This window comes from Streptomyces yunnanensis, from assembly GCF_029011865.1.
GTDB lineage: Bacteria > Actinomycetota > Actinomycetes > Streptomycetales > Streptomycetaceae > Streptomyces > Streptomyces yunnanensis.
Genome location: NZ_CP095749.1, coordinates 4,355,314 through 4,372,648 on the forward strand (window position 1 = coordinate 4,355,314; position 17,335 = coordinate 4,372,648).

At 67.9% G+C, this 17,335-nt stretch carries 10 protein-coding genes and 3 rRNA genes; 5 read left to right on the plus strand and 8 right to left on the minus strand.

The window, feature by feature from the left end; translation table 11 throughout:
* Positions 1-44 precede the first annotated feature (44 nt).
* Entirely contained in the window at positions 45-1,493 is a 1,449-nt protein-coding gene (locus MOV08_RS18675) for an ATP-binding protein (protein ID WP_039641074.1), read from the plus strand.
* Positions 1,490-3,145: a TraM recognition domain-containing protein gene (locus MOV08_RS18680; protein ID WP_420834180.1), complete on the plus strand. Its 1,656-nt coding sequence runs from the start codon at positions 1,490-1,492 to the stop codon at positions 3,143-3,145. Before MOV08_RS18675 ends, MOV08_RS18680 begins: the two co-directional genes overlap by 4 nt.
* Here the strand turns inward: MOV08_RS18680 and MOV08_RS18685 are convergent.
* The 3 genes from MOV08_RS18685 to MOV08_RS18695 form a co-directional block, all read right to left on the minus strand.
* On the minus strand, positions 3,095-3,796 hold the full coding sequence (locus tag MOV08_RS18685) for a thioesterase II family protein (protein WP_275311825.1): 702 nt from the start codon (positions 3,794-3,796) through the stop codon (positions 3,095-3,097). The two genes, MOV08_RS18680 and MOV08_RS18685, sit on opposite strands and share 51 nt — an antisense overlap.
* A 240-nt stretch (positions 3,797-4,036) precedes the next feature.
* Entirely contained in the window at positions 4,037-4,681 is a 645-nt protein-coding gene (locus MOV08_RS18690) for a TetR/AcrR family transcriptional regulator (protein ID WP_275308191.1), read from the minus strand.
* Positions 4,678-5,703: a saccharopine dehydrogenase family protein gene (locus tag MOV08_RS18695; protein ID WP_275311826.1), complete on the minus strand. Its 1,026-nt coding sequence runs from the start codon at positions 5,701-5,703 to the stop codon at positions 4,678-4,680. The genes MOV08_RS18690 and MOV08_RS18695 overlap by 4 nt, the downstream gene beginning before the upstream one ends.
* 156 nt (positions 5,704-5,859) lie before the next feature.
* Here MOV08_RS18695 and MOV08_RS18700 point away from each other — a divergent pair, with 156 nt between their 5' ends.
* The gene (locus tag MOV08_RS18700; RefSeq protein WP_275308193.1) at positions 5,860-6,528 is read left to right on the plus strand and encodes a 4'-phosphopantetheinyl transferase family protein; all 669 of its coding nucleotides are present in this window, start codon (positions 5,860-5,862) and stop codon (positions 6,526-6,528) included.
* 88 nt (positions 6,529-6,616) lie between these two features.
* Here the strand turns inward: MOV08_RS18700 and rrf are convergent.
* The 3 genes from rrf to MOV08_RS18715 all read right to left on the minus strand — a co-directional run bounded on the left by rrf (position 6,617) and on the right by MOV08_RS18715 (position 11,763).
* Positions 6,617-6,733 (minus strand): 5S ribosomal RNA (gene rrf, locus MOV08_RS18705).
* A 71-nt stretch (positions 6,734-6,804) separates the two neighbouring features.
* Positions 6,805-9,926, minus strand: a 23S ribosomal RNA gene (locus MOV08_RS18710).
* Positions 9,927-10,234: 308 nt separating this feature from the next.
* Positions 10,235-11,763: ribosomal RNA gene (locus MOV08_RS18715) — 16S ribosomal RNA — on the minus strand.
* Together the 16S, 23S and 5S rRNA genes form the textbook arrangement of a ribosomal RNA operon.
* An 893-nt stretch (positions 11,764-12,656) precedes the next feature.
* Here MOV08_RS18715 and trpS point away from each other — a divergent pair.
* The gene (gene trpS, locus MOV08_RS18720; RefSeq protein WP_275308194.1) at positions 12,657-13,694 is read left to right on the plus strand and encodes a tryptophan--tRNA ligase; all 1,038 of its coding nucleotides are present in this window, start codon (positions 12,657-12,659) and stop codon (positions 13,692-13,694) included.
* Positions 13,695-13,864: 170 nt separating this feature from the next.
* Here trpS and proC read toward each other — a convergent pair whose 3' ends face one another.
* On the minus strand, positions 13,865-14,671 hold the full coding sequence (gene proC / locus MOV08_RS18725) for a pyrroline-5-carboxylate reductase (RefSeq protein WP_039634065.1): 807 nt from the start codon (positions 14,669-14,671) through the stop codon (positions 13,865-13,867).
* Between the two features lie 216 nt (positions 14,672-14,887).
* Here proC and MOV08_RS18730 point away from each other — a divergent pair, with 216 nt between their 5' ends.
* Entirely contained in the window at positions 14,888-16,306 is a 1,419-nt protein-coding gene (locus MOV08_RS18730) for a M1 family metallopeptidase (RefSeq protein WP_039634067.1), read from the plus strand.
* A gap of 56 nt (positions 16,307-16,362) precedes the next feature.
* On the opposite strand, the gene sigJ is transcribed toward MOV08_RS18730, so the two are convergent.
* Positions 16,363-17,328: an RNA polymerase sigma factor SigJ gene (sigJ, locus tag MOV08_RS18735; protein WP_275308196.1), complete on the minus strand. Its 966-nt coding sequence runs from the start codon at positions 17,326-17,328 to the stop codon at positions 16,363-16,365.
* Positions 17,329-17,335 lie beyond the last annotated feature (7 nt).

The following is a 17,335-nucleotide window of genomic DNA, read 5'->3' on the forward strand; positions in this document are numbered from 1 at the left end:
CCGCCAACGCCGCTGAAGCCCTGGGAGGCGCGTACGTCATGGCCATGTTCGACCCGCTCGGTGCCCTCACCGAAGCCTTCACCAGCTTCCTGTACGGGAAGGTGGAGACGACACGGCTGCCCGTACGCACCTCCACCGGTCAGGCGCAGGCGGTCTACCTGCCGACGGCGGCTCCCGGGCTCGGCGACTCGGGCGTGATCATCGGGCGCGAGGTGTACTCCGGCAAGGGGTACATCTACGACCCCTTCCAGCTGTACGGGCAGCAGTTGCCGGCGCCGCACTGGCTGGTGCTCGGCGAGTCCGGCAACGGCAAGTCCGCGCTGGAGAAGACCTATGTGCTGCGGCAGCTGCGGTTCCGCGACCGGCAGGTCGTGGTGCTGGACGCACAGGGCGAGGACGGCGTCGGCGAGTGGAACCTCATCGCCCAGCAGCTGGGGATAACCCCCATCCGCCTGGACCCGACCGCCGCCCTCAACGGCGGCATCCGCCTCAACCCGCTCGACCCCTCGATCACCACCACCGGTCAGCTGGCCCTGCTCCGGACGATCATCGAGGTCGCCATGGGGCACGGTCTGGACGAACGCGCCGGCTTCGCCCTGAAGGTGGCGCACGCGGCGGTGCTGAGCACCTACGAGGACGGCACGGACGGCCTGTCCCGCAGCCGGCAGCCGGTGCTGTCCGACATCGTCGAGCAGCTGCGGCACCCCGAGCCGGCGTCCGCGGAGGCGATGAACGTCGACATAGACGACGTCCGCGCCTGGGGCCTGGACGTGGCGCTGGTGCTGGACCGGCTGGTCGACGGCGACCTGCGCGGGATGTTCGACGGCCCGACCACGGCCGGCATCGACCTGGACGCGCCGCTGATCGTCTTCGACCTCTCGCACATCGACCGGAACTCCATCGCGATGCCGATCCTGATGGCGATCGTGGGGGTGTGGCTGGAGCACACCTGGATCCGGCCCGACCGCAAGAAGCGGATCTTCCTGGTCGAGGAAGCCTGGCACATCATCAACTCGCCCTTCGTCGCCCAGCTCTTCCAGCGGCTGCTGAAGTTCGGCCGCCGGCTGGGCCTGTCCTTCGTGGCCGTCGTCCACCACCTCAGCGACGTGGTGGACGGCGCGGCGGCGCGGGAGGCCGCGGCGATCCTGAAGATGGCGTCCACCCGGACCATCTACGCCCAGAAGGCCGACGAGGCACGGGCCACCGGGCGGGTGCTCGGGCTGCCGCGCTGGGCGGTGGAGATCATTCCGACCCTGACCCCCGGTATCGCCGTCTGGGACGTCAACGGCAATGTGCAGGTCGTCAAGCACCTCATCACCGAGGCCGAGCGCCCGCTGGTCTACACCGACCGGGCGATGACCGAGTCGGCCTCCCTGCCGACGGACGAGGCGCGCGCGCTGGCGCTGGCGGCGGACGCCGAGGCCGAGGCGCGCGCCGAGGCCATCGCGATGGAACGGCAGTTGCGGGACGAGTCGAGCGAGACGGTGGCGTGACGCGCGGATACGACGAAGACGGCGCCGGCGCCGGCTACCGCCCCCGGGACGGCCGCGGCTACGACGGTGACCACGACGGCGCGGCCGGCCGCCCGGGCGGCCGGCCCAGGAACCGGGGCGTCCCCGACGCCCTGCTGGTGGGGCTGATCGGCTTCCTGCTGGGGCTGACCCTGGTGGTGTGGACGGCGACCGGGCTGGCCGGGCTGCTCGCACACGGCGGCTGGCCGTCGGGGGTGACGTACACCGGTACGCCGCTGGCGCTGCGGCACTTGATCGCCGCGCCGCACGACATCGCGGCGGCCTGGCCGGACGCCCCGAAGGAGCAGCTGTCGGGCTACGGCCTGTTCTGGGGGCTGTTCGTCGGCGAGCTGATGGTGCTGCTGGTGCTGTCGATCTTCGTGCTGGGGACGGTGACGCGGTACCGGACCGTGCGGGCGACCCGGCGGGCCGAGCGGCGCGCGCGGGCCGCACGGGCGCGGGCCGGCCGACCGGGCGCCCCCGCGGCGTCCGAGACGGCCGCGCCGACCGCCCCACAAGCCGCTCCACGGCCCCCCTCGCCGCCCGCGACGGGCCCAGCGGCCCCCGGGCCCGGGGTGGCGCCCGTCGTCCCGCAGACGCCGGCCCGGGCCGCGGCACCGCTGCCGGTCCCCGGCCCGCTCCCCGAGCAGCGCGGCACCGCCGCCGCGCCCCCGCCGGAACCGTCCCCGGAGCCCGAACCGGCGCTCCCCCGCGTCCAGTTCGGCCGCGACCGGGCCGCCGCCCGCGCCGCGGCGCTGGCCGCCGCCACCGCCGCGCCCGGCCCCCTGGTGCTCGCCACCACCGATCCCGCCCTGTGGGCCGAGACCAAGGACGCCCGCGCCAAGCTGGGCCCGCTGCTGGCCTACGACCCCACGCACCTCCTGGACACCCCGGCCCGGCTGCGCTGGTCGCCCACCGCGGGCTGCGAGGACATCGGCACCGCGGCGGCCCGCGCCGTCGCGCTGCTGGCCCCGGTCCGCCCGGCCAGCACACTGGACTCGGCCGTCGCGGACGCCGCACAGACCCTGCTGCGCTGCTGGCTGCACGCCGCCGCGCTGGACGACCGCCCGTTCCGTCAGCTGCACCGCTGGGCGCACGCCGCGGGCGGCGCCCAGGAGCCGGTCCGCATCCTGCGCACCCACGCCGGGGCGTCCGCCGGGCAGGCCGGCGAGCTGGAGTCGGTGCTCACCGCGCACGCCGAACGCCGGGAACTGGCCAAGGAGTTGCTCGGCCGGGCGCTGGCCGCGCTGTCCTCGGTGCACATCCGTGACGCCAGCAATCCGCTGCGAGCCGATGCGCTCGTCCTCGAATCATTCGTCGCCGAGGGGGGAACGCTGTACCTAGTGGGCGAGTCCATCGAGGACCCGCGCACCGACCCGGGTGCGATGCCGCTGCTCACCGCACTCCTCTCGCACGTGGTCGAGCACGGCCGCCGCATGGCCGAACGGTCATCCGCCGGTCGGCTCGACCCACCACTCACCCTCGTCCTGGACGACATCGCCGCGCTCGCCCCGCTGCCCGCCCTGCCGGGCCTGCTGGAGACGGGCCGGGAGCGCGGCCTGCTGACGTTGGCCACCATGCGCTCACGCGAGCAGGCCCGCGCCCGCTGGCCGCAGGACTTCGCACCGGCCTGACGGGCGCGGCGGGGCGGTGACCAGGTGGTCCGCCACCTCCGGCCAGTGCCCGGTGAGGTAGAAGTGGTCGCCGCCGGGGAAGACCCGCAGCCGGAAGCCGCCGGCGGTGTGCTCCGCCCAGGCCGCCGCCTCCTCGACGGTGACCAGCGGGTCGCGGTCGCCGGTCAGCGCGGTGACCGGGGTGGCCAGCGCCGGGCCGGCCCGGTGCCGGTAGGTCTCCACCGCCTTGTAGTCGCTGCGGACCACGGGCAGCGCCATGGCCAGCACGTCCCGGTTGTCCAGCAGTCGCGGGTCGGTGCCCCGGGTGCGCCGGATCTCGTCGATCAGCCCGTCGTCGTCCCTGAGGTGGACCGTGCCGCCGCGCACCCGGGACGGCGCCCAGGCACCGGAGACGACCAGGTGCGCCGGGCCGGCCCCGTCCCGTTCCAGGAGGCGGGCCACCTCGTAGGCCACCAGGGCGCCCATGCTGTGGCCCAACAGGACCAGCGGCCGGTCGGCCAGCGCCGCGACCGCCCGGTGGGCGCCGGCCGCCAGCGCCCGCAGGTCCTCGACGCGGGCCTCCCGGATCCGGTCGTTCCGCCCCGGGTACTGGACCGCCAGCACCTCGTGGGGGCGGTCGCCGACGGTGCGGGCGGCGACGGCGGTGGCCAGCGGCCGGTAGGTGCCGGCGCCGCCGCCCGCGTGCGGGAAGCAGACGACCCGGGCGGCGCCGGCCGCGGGCGCAGCCGCCCCAACTCCCGCTCCAGCTCCGCCGAAGCCGCCAACTCAGCAAGATCGAACACCTCGGACATGACGCAATCCCCCCATATGTGCCATGGATGACGGGCCGCCGGCCCATGCCGCGGCCCACACGCCACGGGCCGGCCGGCCCCGAAGAAACCCGCCCCGGACTCAGTCCCGGAGCAACTGCACGGCCTGCTGCGCGAGTTGCTGATCCATCGCGCCCGACCGGCTCCCGGCGATCCCCGACCTCATCAGGGCCGCCCCCTCGACCAACGCCACGAACGTCTCGGCCCGCGCGCGGCAGAAACCGGCGGACCACTCCGGCCGCCCCTGCTGCACGAACGCCTCCACATGGGCCACGTACTTCTGGTAGAACTCCCGGACCACCGCGGCGATCTCGTCGTCCCGCGCCGCCAGCGCCCACACCTCGACGTACAACCGGACCAGTTGCGGGTCATCCTGCTCGGCGAGCACCACCGCCACCACCTCGGCGGGTTCCGCCCGGCCGCCCTCCGGCACCTCGATGGCCGACGGGTCCTCCCGGTCCAGCCGCAGCCCCGTCGTCTCCGCCAGCCGCTCCAGCGAACGGTCCAACGCCCGCTCCAGCACGGCCTTTATCAGGTCGGCCCGGGTCGGGAAGTAGTGCTGCAGATGCCCGACCCGCACCCCCGCCTCACCGGCGATGGCCCGCAGCGAGGCATCCGCATTGCCCTTGGCGACCAGTACGGTCTCGGCGGCATCCAGCAGACTCGTCCGCCGCAGGCTCCCCTGCCGCGTCAGCTGCGGCTTGCCGCCGCACTTCTCCTCGCTCATGACACCGTGACCTCGACCCCGGCCTTCTCCAGCGCGCCGACGACGTCCTGCGGCACCGGCGTCATCTCGGGGAAGACCACCCCGGTCGGCGCCTTTGCACCGTCCGCCCCCAGCACCCGACGCAGCCCCAACAGCCCGCCCAGCGCGGTGAGATGGGCCTGCCCGGCAGTGTCCTCGACCACCGCGGTGCGCCGCTCGCCGCCCCGCCCGCGGACATCGATCCGCAGCAGCGCCGACCCGCCCTCACCGGGCGAGTACAGCATCCCCCGCCGGGTCTTCTCGAACGCGTCGCCCCGCCCCCACCGGAAGAACCCGGTCTTCTTCAGCGCCAGCAGCGTCGACGTCGACGAGTTCGCGCTGAACCCGATCCGCGTGATCGCGGTGTCCAGCCCCAGCACCAGCGGCAGCGTGAACTGCTCCGGCGTGTCGATCCGCGCCACCTTCGTCCGGTGCGCGCCGATCTGGACGAACCCGGCGTCGCTCAACGGCATGATCATCCGCCGCTGGCCGTTCTCGGTCACCTCGTAGTCCAGCCCCAGCCGGTCCATGAACTCCACCGAGTCCGTACCGGCCCGGTCCTTCAGGTCGTACCGGATGGCGATCTGCACCCCGGACGCACCGCCGAGCTCGGCCGCCAGCGCCGCGGTGACCAGCGCGCTGACCCCGCCCATCCAACTCGACGAGAGCAGCACCGGCGCCTTCGGCGGGTTGACCGCGGCAACCGCCGTGGCCCGCTGCAACCGCGCCGTCCACCGCGTGATGTCCACATACGGCACCCCGCCCCGGACGGCGGCCAGCATCACCCGGTCGTCCGGGTCGTTCACCGTGCTGATCACGGCCCGCGCCTTCGCCGCGAACGGCTCCGGATCGCTCAGGTCCCAGCGCCGCACCTCCGCCCCGACCTCATCGGCCAACGCCTGCCCCTTCTCAGGCGTACGCCCGGTGAGCAGCAACGGCCAGGAGGGAGCAGCGAGCCGGGTCAGATCGCCGCCGACGGTCCCATAACCGCCGACCACGAGCACCGGACCATTCACATCAAGCTGGAGGTCATCGTCCACACCGCAGACACTAGGTCACGCGACCTAGATTCGGCAACGACCTTCTTTGTAGCCCCCGTCACATAGAGTCGTCCCCCCACGGCCCCTCACCTCCGGCCCCCACCCGAGGAGTTGACCCCCATGCTCATCGAGCACGTCCTCCCCCCGCACGCCGTAGGAGAGGACGCCCTCGGGGACCCCCCGGCCACCGCCCCCAACGGCCTCTTCCCGATCGAGGAACGCGAGATCGCCCACGCCGGCGAGAAACGCCGCCGCGAATTCACCACCGCCCGCCAGTGCGCCCACCGCGCCCTGACCCGCCTGGGTCTCCCCCCGACCCCGGTCCCCCCGGGCCCCACCGGCGCCCCCGCCTGGCCCCTAGGCATCACCGGCAGCATCACCCACTGCGACGGCTACCGCGCCGCCGCCGTGGCCCACTCCGCCGACCTCCCCCACCTGGGCATCGACGCCGAACCCCACGCCCCCCTGCCCGCCGCCGTCCGCGCCGGCATCACCACCCCCACCGAACGCACCCACCTCCAGGACCTCGACGCCACCCACCCCGACATCCCCTGGGACCGTCTCCTCTTCAGCGCCAAGGAATCCGTCTACAAGACCTGCGCCCCGCTCGCCCCCCGCCCCCTCCAATTCGACGACGCCGAGATCACGTTCACCCCCACCACCGGCACCTTCATCGCCCGGCTCCTCCTCCCCTGGCCGGCCGACGTCCCGGCCCCCGTCCTCCCCGGCCGCTGGCACGCCTCCCACGGCATCCTGCTCACCGCCACCACCCTCCCCCGCCCCGCCTGATCCCCCGGATGCCCCCACACCCCCGCAGGACAACGCAAAAAAGCCCTGTTGGGAACCGAGGTTCCCAACAGGGCTTCTTCTAAAATTAGTTCGGCGGCGTCCTACTCTCCCACAGGGTCCCCCCTGCAGTACCATCGGCGCTGAAAGGCTTAGCTTCCGGGTTCGGAATGTAACCGGGCGTTTCCCTAACGCTATAACCACCGAAACACTATGAAACACTAAACAACCGTTGGTCTGTTCGTGGCTTCAGAACCAACACAGTGGACGCGAGCAACTGAGGACAAGCCCTCGGCCTATTAGTACCAGTCAACTCCACACCTTACGGCGCTTCCATATCTGGCCTATCAACCCAGTCATCTACTGGGAGCCTTACCCCATCAAGTGGGTGGGAGCCCTCATCTCGAAGCAGGCTTCCCGCTTAGATGCTTTCAGCGGTTATCCTTTCCGAACGTAGCCAACCAGCCATGCCCTTGGCAGAACAACTGGCACACCAGAGGTCCGTCCGTCCCGGTCCTCTCGTACTAGGGACAGCCCTTCTCAAGACTCCTACGCGCGCAGCGGATAGGGACCGAACTGTCTCACGACGTTCTAAACCCAGCTCGCGTACCGCTTTAATGGGCGAACAGCCCAACCCTTGGGACCGACTCCAGCCCCAGGATGCGACGAGCCGACATCGAGGTGCCAAACCATCCCGTCGATATGGACTCTTGGGGAAGATCAGCCTGTTATCCCCGGGGTACCTTTTATCCGTTGAGCGACGGCGCTTCCACAAGCCACCGCCGGATCACTAGTCCCTACTTTCGTACCTGCTCGACCCGTCAGTCTCACAGTCAAGCTCCCTTGTGCACTTACACTCAACACCTGATTACCAACCAGGCTGAGGGAACCTTTGGGCGCCTCCGTTACCCTTTAGGAGGCAACCGCCCCAGTTAAACTACCCACCAGACACTGTCCCTGATCCGGATCACGGACCCAGGTTAGACATCCAGCACGACCAGAGTGGTATTTCAACAACGACTCCACACCAACTGGCGTTGGCGCTTCAAAGTCTCCCACCTATCCTACACAAGCCGAACCGAACACCAATATCAAGCTATAGTAAAGGTCCCGGGGTCTTTCCGTCCTGCTGCGCGAAACGAGCATCTTTACTCGTAATGCAATTTCACCGGGCCTATGGTTGAGACAGTCGAGAAGTCGTTACGCCATTCGTGCAGGTCGGAACTTACCCGACAAGGAATTTCGCTACCTTAGGATGGTTATAGTTACCACCGCCGTTTACTGGCGCTTAAGTTCTCAGCTTCGCCCCACCGAAATGGAGCTAACCGGTCCCCTTAACGTTCCAGCACCGGGCAGGCGTCAGTCCGTATACATCGCCTTACGGCTTCGCACGGACCTGTGTTTTTAGTAAACAGTCGCTTCTCGCTGGTCTCTGCGGCCACCCCCAGCTCAGACAGCAAATGTCATCACCAGAAATGGCCCCCCTTCTCCCGAAGTTACGGGGGCATTTTGCCGAGTTCCTTAACCATAGTTCACCCGAACGCCTCGGTATTCTCTACCTGACCACCTGAGTCGGTTTAGGGTACGGGCCGCCTTGAAACTCACTAGAGGCTTTTCTCGACAGCATAGGATCATCCACTTCACCACAATCGGCTCGGCATCAGGTCTCACCCTGCATGAGAGACGGATTTGCCTATCTCTCGGGCTACACCCTTACCCCGGGACAACCACCGCCCGGGCTGGACTACCTTCCTGCGTCACCCCATCGCTTACCTACTACAAGTCTGGTCCGTCGGCTCCACCACTCCCCTTCACCCGAAGGATCCAGGACGGCTTCACGGACTTAGCATCGCCTGATTCAGTATTGGGCGCTTCAAAGCGGGTACCGGAATATCAACCGGTTGTCCATCGACTACGCCTGTCGGCCTCGCCTTAGGTCCCGACTTACCCTGGGCAGATCAGCTTGACCCAGGAACCCTTAGTCAATCGGCGCAAGAGTTTCCCACTCTTGTATCGCTACTCATGCCTGCATTCTCACTCGTGAACCGTCCACAACTCGTTTCCACGGCTGCTTCACCCGGCACACGACGCTCCCCTACCCATCACAACAGGCGTTAGCCCTCATGCTGCAATGACACGACTTCGGCGGTGTACTTGAGCCCCGCTACATTGTCGGCGCGGAATCACTTGACCAGTGAGCTATTACGCACTCTTTCAAGGGTGGCTGCTTCTAAGCCAACCTCCTGGTTGTCTCTGCGACTCCACATCCTTTCCCACTTAGCACACGCTTAGGGGCCTTAGTCGATGCTCTGGGCTGTTTCCCTCTCGACCATGGAGCTTATCCCCCACAGTCTCACTGCCGCGCTCTCACTTACCGGCATTCGGAGTTTGGCTAAGGTCAGTAACCCGGTAGGGCCCATCGCCTATCCAGTGCTCTACCTCCGGCAAGAAACACACGACGCTGCACCTAAATGCATTTCGGGGAGAACCAGCTATCACGGAGTTTGATTGGCCTTTCACCCCTAACCACAGGTCATCCCCCAGGTTTTCAACCCTGGTGGGTTCGGTCCTCCACGAAGTCTTACCTCCGCTTCAACCTGCCCATGGCTAGATCACTCCGCTTCGGGTCTTGAGCATGCTACTCCAACGCCCTATTCGGACTCGCTTTCGCTACGGCTTCCCCACACGGGTTAACCTCGCAACATACCGCAAACTCGCAGGCTCATTCTTCAAAAGGCACGCAGTCACGACGCAAAGAACAAGTCTCTGCGCGACGCTCCCACGGCTTGTAGGCACACGGTTTCAGGTACTATTTCACTCCGCTCCCGCGGTACTTTTCACCATTCCCTCACGGTACTATCCGCTATCGGTCACCAGGGAATATTTAGGCTTAACGGGTGGTCCCGCCAGATTCACACGGGATTTCTCGGGCCCCGTGCTACTTGGGTGGCTCTCAAGCAAGCCGCTGACGTTTCAGCTACGGGGGTCTTACCCTCTACGCCGGACCTTTCGCATGTCCTTCGCCTACATCAACGGTTTCTGACTCACCGACCGGCCGGCAGACCGATCAAGAAAGCTCCCACAACCCCAACCACGCAACCCCTGCCGGGTATCACACGTGACTGGTTTAGCCTCATCCAGTTTCGCTCGCCACTACTCCCGGAATCACGGTTGTTTTCTCTTCCTGCGGGTACTGAGATGTTTCACTTCCCCGCGTTCCCTCCACACTGCCTATGTGTTCAGCAGCGGGTGACAGCCCATGACGACTGCCGGGTTTCCCCATTCGGACACCCCCGGATCAAAGCTCGGTTGACAGCTCCCCGGGGCCTATCGCGGCCTCCCACGTCCTTCATCGGTTCCTGGTGCCAAGGCATCCACCGTGCGCCCTTAAAAACTTGGCCACAGATGCTCGCGTCCACTGTGCAGTTCTCAAACAACGACCAGCCACCCGTCACACACCCACAAGAGGCGCTTCACCGGGGCCGGCATCGCGAAGGCTCAGACCATAGTCCGCACCCTCAGACACCCAACAGCGTGCCCGACACCCAGACCCGACCCGATCCGCGTTCCACGCCCAAAGGCAGTACTAGCGTCCCGATCGATCCCTGTGTGCCGAGTAGTCAACGTTCCACCCATGAGCTAACCACCGTCGAACACTCGCCGACGTAGTGGCTCTGGACAATCTTGCGACTGCCTAGATGCTCCTTAGAAAGGAGGTGATCCAGCCGCACCTTCCGGTACGGCTACCTTGTTACGACTTCGTCCCAATCGCCAGTCCCACCTTCGACGATTCCCTCCCACAAGGGGTTGGGCCACCGGCTTCGGGTGTTACCGACTTTCGTGACGTGACGGGCGGTGTGTACAAGGCCCGGGAACGTATTCACCGCAGCAATGCTGATCTGCGATTACTAGCAACTCCGACTTCATGGGGTCGAGTTGCAGACCCCAATCCGAACTGAGACCGGCTTTTTGAGATTCGCTCCACCTCGCGGTATCGCAGCTCATTGTACCGGCCATTGTAGCACGTGTGCAGCCCAAGACATAAGGGGCATGATGACTTGACGTCGTCCCCACCTTCCTCCGAGTTGACCCCGGCAGTCTCCTGTGAGTCCCCATCACCCCGAAAGGCATGCTGGCAACACAGAACAAGGGTTGCGCTCGTTGCGGGACTTAACCCAACATCTCACGACACGAGCTGACGACAGCCATGCACCACCTGTACACCGACCACAAGGGGGACCGTGTCTCCACGGTTTTCCGGTGTATGTCAAGCCTTGGTAAGGTTCTTCGCGTTGCGTCGAATTAAGCCACATGCTCCGCTGCTTGTGCGGGCCCCCGTCAATTCCTTTGAGTTTTAGCCTTGCGGCCGTACTCCCCAGGCGGGGAACTTAATGCGTTAGCTGCGGCACGGACGACGTGGAATGTCGCCCACACCTAGTTCCCAACGTTTACGGCGTGGACTACCAGGGTATCTAATCCTGTTCGCTCCCCACGCTTTCGCTCCTCAGCGTCAGTATCGGCCCAGAGATCCGCCTTCGCCACCGGTGTTCCTCCTGATATCTGCGCATTTCACCGCTACACCAGGAATTCCGATCTCCCCTACCGAACTCTAGCCTGCCCGTATCGAATGCAGACCCGGGGTTAAGCCCCGGGCTTTCACATCCGACGTGACAAGCCGCCTACGAGCTCTTTACGCCCAATAATTCCGGACAACGCTCGCGCCCTACGTATTACCGCGGCTGCTGGCACGTAGTTAGCCGGCGCTTCTTCTGCAGGTACCGTCACTCTCGCTTCTTCCCTGCTGAAAGAGGTTTACAACCCGAAGGCCGTCATCCCTCACGCGGCGTCGCTGCATCAGGCTTTCGCCCATTGTGCAATATTCCCCACTGCTGCCTCCCGTAGGAGTCTGGGCCGTGTCTCAGTCCCAGTGTGGCCGGTCGCCCTCTCAGGCCGGCTACCCGTCGTCGCCTTGGTGAGCCACTACCTCACCAACAAGCTGATAGGCCGCGGGCTCATCCTTCACCGCCGGAGCTTTCCACACGGAGATCATGCGACCCCGTGTCATATCCGGTATTAGACCCCGTTTCCAGGGCTTGTCCCAGAGTGAAGGGCAGATTGCCCACGTGTTACTCACCCGTTCGCCACTAATCCCCGACCGAAGCCGGTTCATCGTTCGACTTGCATGTGTTAAGCACGCCGCCAGCGTTCGTCCTGAGCCAGGATCAAACTCTCCGTGAATGCTTACCGGTAATCCGGTATCAACACTCGCGTTGAGCGGAACCACAAGGAGGAATAATCCTCGCGGTTCACAGCGTCCTCGCTGTGCGCCTCCCAAAGCTATTGGAAGGACTTTTCAAAGGAACCTCATCTCCATGATGGAGACGGGGTATCAACATATCTGGCGTTGACTTTTGGCACGCTGTTGAGTTCTCAAGGAACGGACGCTTCCTTCGGCCACCCTCTCGGGCTTCCTCCGGGCGCTTCCCTTCGGTCTTGCGTCTCCGACTCTATCAGATCCTTTCGGCTCCGATTTTCGCCGGTGCGATTCGGCCTTTCGGCTTCCTCGCGGTTCCAACCTTACCAGATCCGTTTCCGTCTCTGGCCCCCTGTTGGAGTGGGGTCCGGCCGCTTCGCTTTCGCTTTTCGGCCTTTCCGACTTTATCAGATCTTCTTTCCGTTCCGGCCCGCTTCTCAGTGAGTTGCGGTCGGTTCGAATTTCGATCCGATTCCCCGTCGGCGGGGTGTTCACTACGTTAGCGGAATTCCTCGCTGACGCCTAATCAGGCGTCCGGAATGAATTTCGGCATGCGAAATTCGCTCCCGTTGAGGGGCCGTGCAGCAGTGGGTTGCCGCGAAGCGGCGGGATGGCTGTCCGGGGCCGTCGGCTCCGTGACAACTCGGAGAACACTACACGAGGGGGTGGGGTGGTTCAAATCCCTGCGGGGGACGGGTCCGGCCGGTACTTTGAAGGGCATGACTGCGCATGTGCTCGTAAAGCTGTGGTGGCCCGCCTGACGGCGGCCGCATCAGCAGCGCATGCATGACCACGGCCGCCGCTTCGGCGGCCGTTCGCGTATCTCCCTTCGTCACCGGCCGGCGCAGGCGGCGGTCCCGGTGAGAGTGAGGGACGGATGAGCGAGAAGGTCGGGACGTCGGGGACGGCCGCGCGGGTGTTCAGCGGGGTGCAGCCGACGGGGCATCTGACGCTGGGGAACTACCTCGGGGCGGTGCGGCGGTGGGTCGATGACGAGCAGTACCGGGCGGATGCGCTGTTCTGCGTGGTGGATCTGCACGCGCTGACCGTGGAGCACGATCCGGCGCGGGTGCGCCGACTCAGCCGACAGGCGGCGACCCTGTTGTTGGCGGCGGGGCTGGATCCGGAGCGGTGCACGGTGTTCGTGCAGAGCCATGTCGACGAGCATGTGCGGCTCTCGTACCTGATGGAGTGCACCGCCGGCGTCGGTGAGATGCGGCGGATGGTGCAGTTCAAGGAGAAGGCCGCCCGCGAGGAGGCCGCCGGGGTGCGGCTGTCGCTGCTGACGTATCCGGCGCTGATGGCGGCGGACATCCTGGCGTATGGGACGGACGAGGTGCCCGTGGGTGAGGACCAGGCGCAGCACGTGGAGCTCACGCGGGATCTGGCGGTGCGGTTCAACCGGCGGTACGGGCGGGTGCTCGTGGTGCCGCGGGCGTCGGTTCCGCCGGTGGCCGCGCGGGTGATGGACCTTCAGGATCCCCGGTCGAAGATGGGCAAGACGGCGGCCCTGCGGAACGGCGGCGCCGGGGTGGTCCATCTCTTGGACGAGCCGGACGCGGTGCGGCGGAAGGTGATGCGCGCCGTGACGGACGGCGGGACGGACGTGGTGTACGACCGGGACGAGCGGCCGGGGGTCGCGAATCTGCTGGACGTCCTGGCGGCCTGCCGCGGGGACGGTGATCCGGCCGGGCTGGCGGAGGCGTACGGGTCGTACGGGGCGTTGAAGCGGGACACCGCGGAGGCGGTGGTGGAACTGCTGCGGCTGGTGCGCGAGCGGCACGCGGAGCTGGCGGCCGATCCCGGGTACGTCGACGGGGTGCTGCGGGCGGGGGCCGAGCGGGCGCGGGGGATGGCGCGGCCGCGGGTGGACGCGGCGTACGAGGCGGTGGGGCTGTTGCCGGCGGGCTCGTGAGTCCGTAAGGCCCCTAGAGGCCCGTGGGCCCGTAAGGGGGAGGCGAACGGATCCCGTAGGGGGCAGGAGCGCCCCCTACGGGCCACAACGGGGTGGGGTGGGGGTGGTTATTCCCGTTCGGTGTCCGGGGCGAGGCCCCGGTGGTCGGTCCCGGTTGTGCTCAGGGGTCCTCAGTTGCCGTTGGCCAGTTCGCGGCTGCGGTCGCGGGCTGCCTCCAGGGCGGCGATCAGGGCGGCGCGCACGCCGTGGTTCTCCAGTTCGCGGATGGCGTTGATGGTGGTGCCCGCGGGGGAGGTGACGTTCTCGCGGAGCTTGACCGGGTGTTCGCCGCTGTCGCGGAGCATCACCGCGGCACCGATGGCAGCCTGGACGATCAGGTCGTGGGCCTTGTCGCGGGGCAGGCCGAGGAGGATGCCGGCGTCGGTCATCGCCTCGACGAGGAAGTAGAAGTAGGCCGGGCCGGAGCCGGAGAGGGCGGTGGCGGCGTCCTGCTGGGACTCCGGGACGCGCAGGGTCTTGCCGACCGTGGAGAAGATCTCCTCGGCGAGGGTGAGGTGCGCGGCGGTGGCGTGGGTGCCGGCGGAGATGACGGACATCGCCTCGTCGACGAGGGCGGGGGTGTTCGTCATGACCCGGACGACCGGGGTGTCGGGGGCCAGCCGCTCCTCGAAGAAGGAGGTCGGGATGCCGGCGGCGCCGCTGATCACCAGGCGGTCGGCGGGGACGTGCGGGGCCAGCTCGGTCAGCAGGGTGCCCATGTCCTGGGGCTTGACGGTGAGGATCAGGGTGTCGGCGGCCTTGGCGGCCTCGGCGTTGCTGACCGCCTCGACGCCGTAGCGGGTGCGGAGCTGTTCGGCGCGCTCCTGGCGGCGGGCGGTGACCAACAGGTCGCAGGGCGCCCAGCCGCCGCGGATCATGCCGCTGAGCAGGGCTTCGCCGATTTTTCCGGTGCCGAGTACGGCGACCTTCTGGGCCATGCGTTCACCTCGCCGGTGGTGCGTGAGCTGTTCGGGGCCATCCTCGCACCGGTGGGCGGGCGGATGCGGAGGGTGTCCACGGAGCGGGCAGCCCACGGGTGGGCGTTCGATGGCGTGATTCGCGTCGCAATCGGACCGAAGGCTGACTAATTTGCCGGAATTGACCGTAAGGTCGGTGAACTTCTGTTCGCTTTCTGTGTTCGACCGAGGAGCGCCTTGCTTCGTCGCCCCCTCCGCACATGCGGTGCCGTCGCCGCGCTGTCCGTCGCCCTGCTGCTGTCCTCGTGCACGTCCGGCGGCACGGCCGTCAAGGGGAAGGCGGGCGGCGGCGGGGTGGGTGACCCGCTCTTCCCGGCGCTCGGCAACGGCGGCTACGACGTCCGGCACTACGGCCTCGACCTCCGCTACGACGTGGCCGAACAGCATCTGGACGGCACCGCGACGATCACCGCCAAGGCCGGCGAGGACCTGCGGTCCTTCCAGCTCGACCTCCAGGGGATGACGGTGACCGGCGTCCGGGTCGACGACCGGGACGCGGAGTTCAGCCGCAAGGGGCACAAGCTGGTGGTCCGACCGCCCGCCGGGATCGGCAAGGGCAAGGAGTTCCGGACGACCGTCGAGTATCGCGGGACGCCGGAGGAGATGGAGGACGAGGGCGGCGGGTACGAGGGCTGGGTCAAGACCGCCGACGGCGCGTTCGTCGTCGGGGAGCCGGCCGGCACGATGACGTGGTTCCCCGGCAACAACCACCCCGGCGACAAGGCCGCCTACGACTTCCGGATCACCGTGCCGGAGCACTACACCGCGGTCGCCAACGGGGAGTTGAAGTCCAAGCGGACCACGGGCGGGCGGACCACTTACGAGTGGCACAACGCGGAGCCGATGGCCAGCTACCTCGCCACCGCGACGATCGGCAGGTTCGACGTCCAGGAGTCCCGCACGCCGCAGGGCCTGCCGCTCTACGTCGCGGTGGATCCGAAGGAGGCCAAGGCCAGCAAGGAACCGCTGTCCCGGCTGCCGGAGATCCTCGCGTGGAGCACCAAGCTGTTCGGCCCGTACCCGTTCTCGTCGGCCGGCGCGATAGTCGACCACACCCCGGAGCGGATCGACTGGGGCGCGCTGGAGACCCAGACCAAGCCGGTCTACGCCGGGGCGCCGGACACCTCGACGGTGGTGCACGAGACCGCCCACCAGTGGTTCGGCGACTCGGTGACGCCGAAGACCTGGCAGGACACCTGGCTCAACGAGGGCTTCGCGACCTACGCCGAGTGGCTGTGGGAGGAGCACGAGGGCGGCCGGACCCCGCAGGAGCAGTTCGACGCGCTCTACCACTCCGACGAGGACGACGCGCGCTGGGACTTCCCGCCGGGCAAGGTGCCGACGGCGGCGGACGTCACCGAGCCGCCGGTCTACGAGCGTGGCGCGATGGTCCTCCAGCAGCTGCGGAACGCCGTCGGCGACAAGACGTTCTTCTCGATCCTCAAGGAGTGGCCCGCGAAGTACCGGCACGCCAACGCCGACAGCGCGGACTTCGTCGCCTTCTGCCAGCAGCGCACGGACGAGGACCTGACGGACCTGTTCGACGACTGGCTCTACGGGGAGGGCGCGCCGGACTGGGAGTACGAGGCCGCCTGAGCGCGGCCAGGCCCGGAGGCCCGCGGGCTTGCGGGCCCGGGGCCTTCGCCCACCGCTCACAGGTCCGAGAAGTCCAGGTGCCCGAGCTTGTCCGGGTTGAGCACGACGTCCACCTCGGTGATCAACCCGTCGTGCACCGTGAAGCCGAAGACCCCGGCCGGGTACGCCCCCGACGGGTCGGCGAAGACCATCCCCAGGGAGCCGTTGACCTCCCGGACCGCCAGCCGCATGGTCGCCGGGGTGAAGTGGCGGGTGACCAGGCCCTGGACGTAGCGGGCGACCTTGTCCCGGCCCAGCACCGGCCGGCGGGCCGCGGACACCTTGCCGCCGCCGTCCGCACGCCACACCACCTCCGGGTCCAGGACGTTCAGCAGCGCCTCGAAGTCCCCACCCATGACGGCCGCCAGGAACGCCTCCACGGTGCGCCGGTGCTCGGCCCGGTCCACGGTGCGGCGCGGCGCCTCGGCCCGTACCCGGCGGCGGCCGCGCGAGGCCAGCTGCCGCACCGATTCCGGGGTCCGGCCGACCGCCTCGGCGATCTCCGGGAACGGCACCGCGAAGACGTCGTGGAGGACGAAGGCGGTGCGTTCGGCCGGGGTGAGCCGCTCCAGGACGGTCAGCAGCGCCATGCCCACCGACTCGTCGAGGGTCACCCGGTCCTCCGGGCCGTCCGGGACGCCGGCCCGGCCGTCGCCGACGGACCCGCCGGCGGCCCCGTCCAGCACCGGCTCGGGCAACCAGGGCCCCACGTACAGCTCGCGCCGGGCCCGGGCCGACCCCAACAGGTCGTAGCAGATCCGGCTCACCACCGTGGTGAGGAACGCGCGGGGGCTCTCCACCGGCGGCTCGTCGGGGAGCCCCTGCCAGCGCAGCCAGGTCTCCTGCACCGCGTCGTCGGCGTCGCTGACCGTCCCCGTGATCCGGTACGCCACGGCCCACAGCCGGCCCCGCTGCTCCTCGAACTGCGCCAGCCGCTCCCCCCGGACCCGCTCGTCGGTCGCCCCGCGTCCCCGCTCCGCCATCGTGTCC

Coding starts and splice junctions, on each gene's coding strand:
- MOV08_RS18675 (WP_039641074.1), top strand. CDS start 45: ATGTTCGACCCGCTCGGTGCCCTCACCGAAGCCTTCACCAGCTTCCTG.
- MOV08_RS18690 (WP_275308191.1), bottom strand. CDS start 4,681: ATGAGCGAGGAGAAGTGCGGCGGCAAGCCGCAGCTGACGCGGCAGGGG.
- MOV08_RS18700 (WP_275308193.1), top strand. CDS start 5,860: ATGCTCATCGAGCACGTCCTCCCCCCGCACGCCGTAGGAGAGGACGCC.
- trpS (WP_275308194.1), top strand. CDS start 12,657: ATGAGCGAGAAGGTCGGGACGTCGGGGACGGCCGCGCGGGTGTTCAGC.
- proC (WP_039634065.1), bottom strand. CDS start 14,671: ATGGCCCAGAAGGTCGCCGTACTCGGCACCGGAAAAATCGGCGAAGCC.
- sigJ (WP_275308196.1), bottom strand. CDS start 17,328: ATGGCGGAGCGGGGACGCGGGGCGACCGACGAGCGGGTCCGGGGGGAG.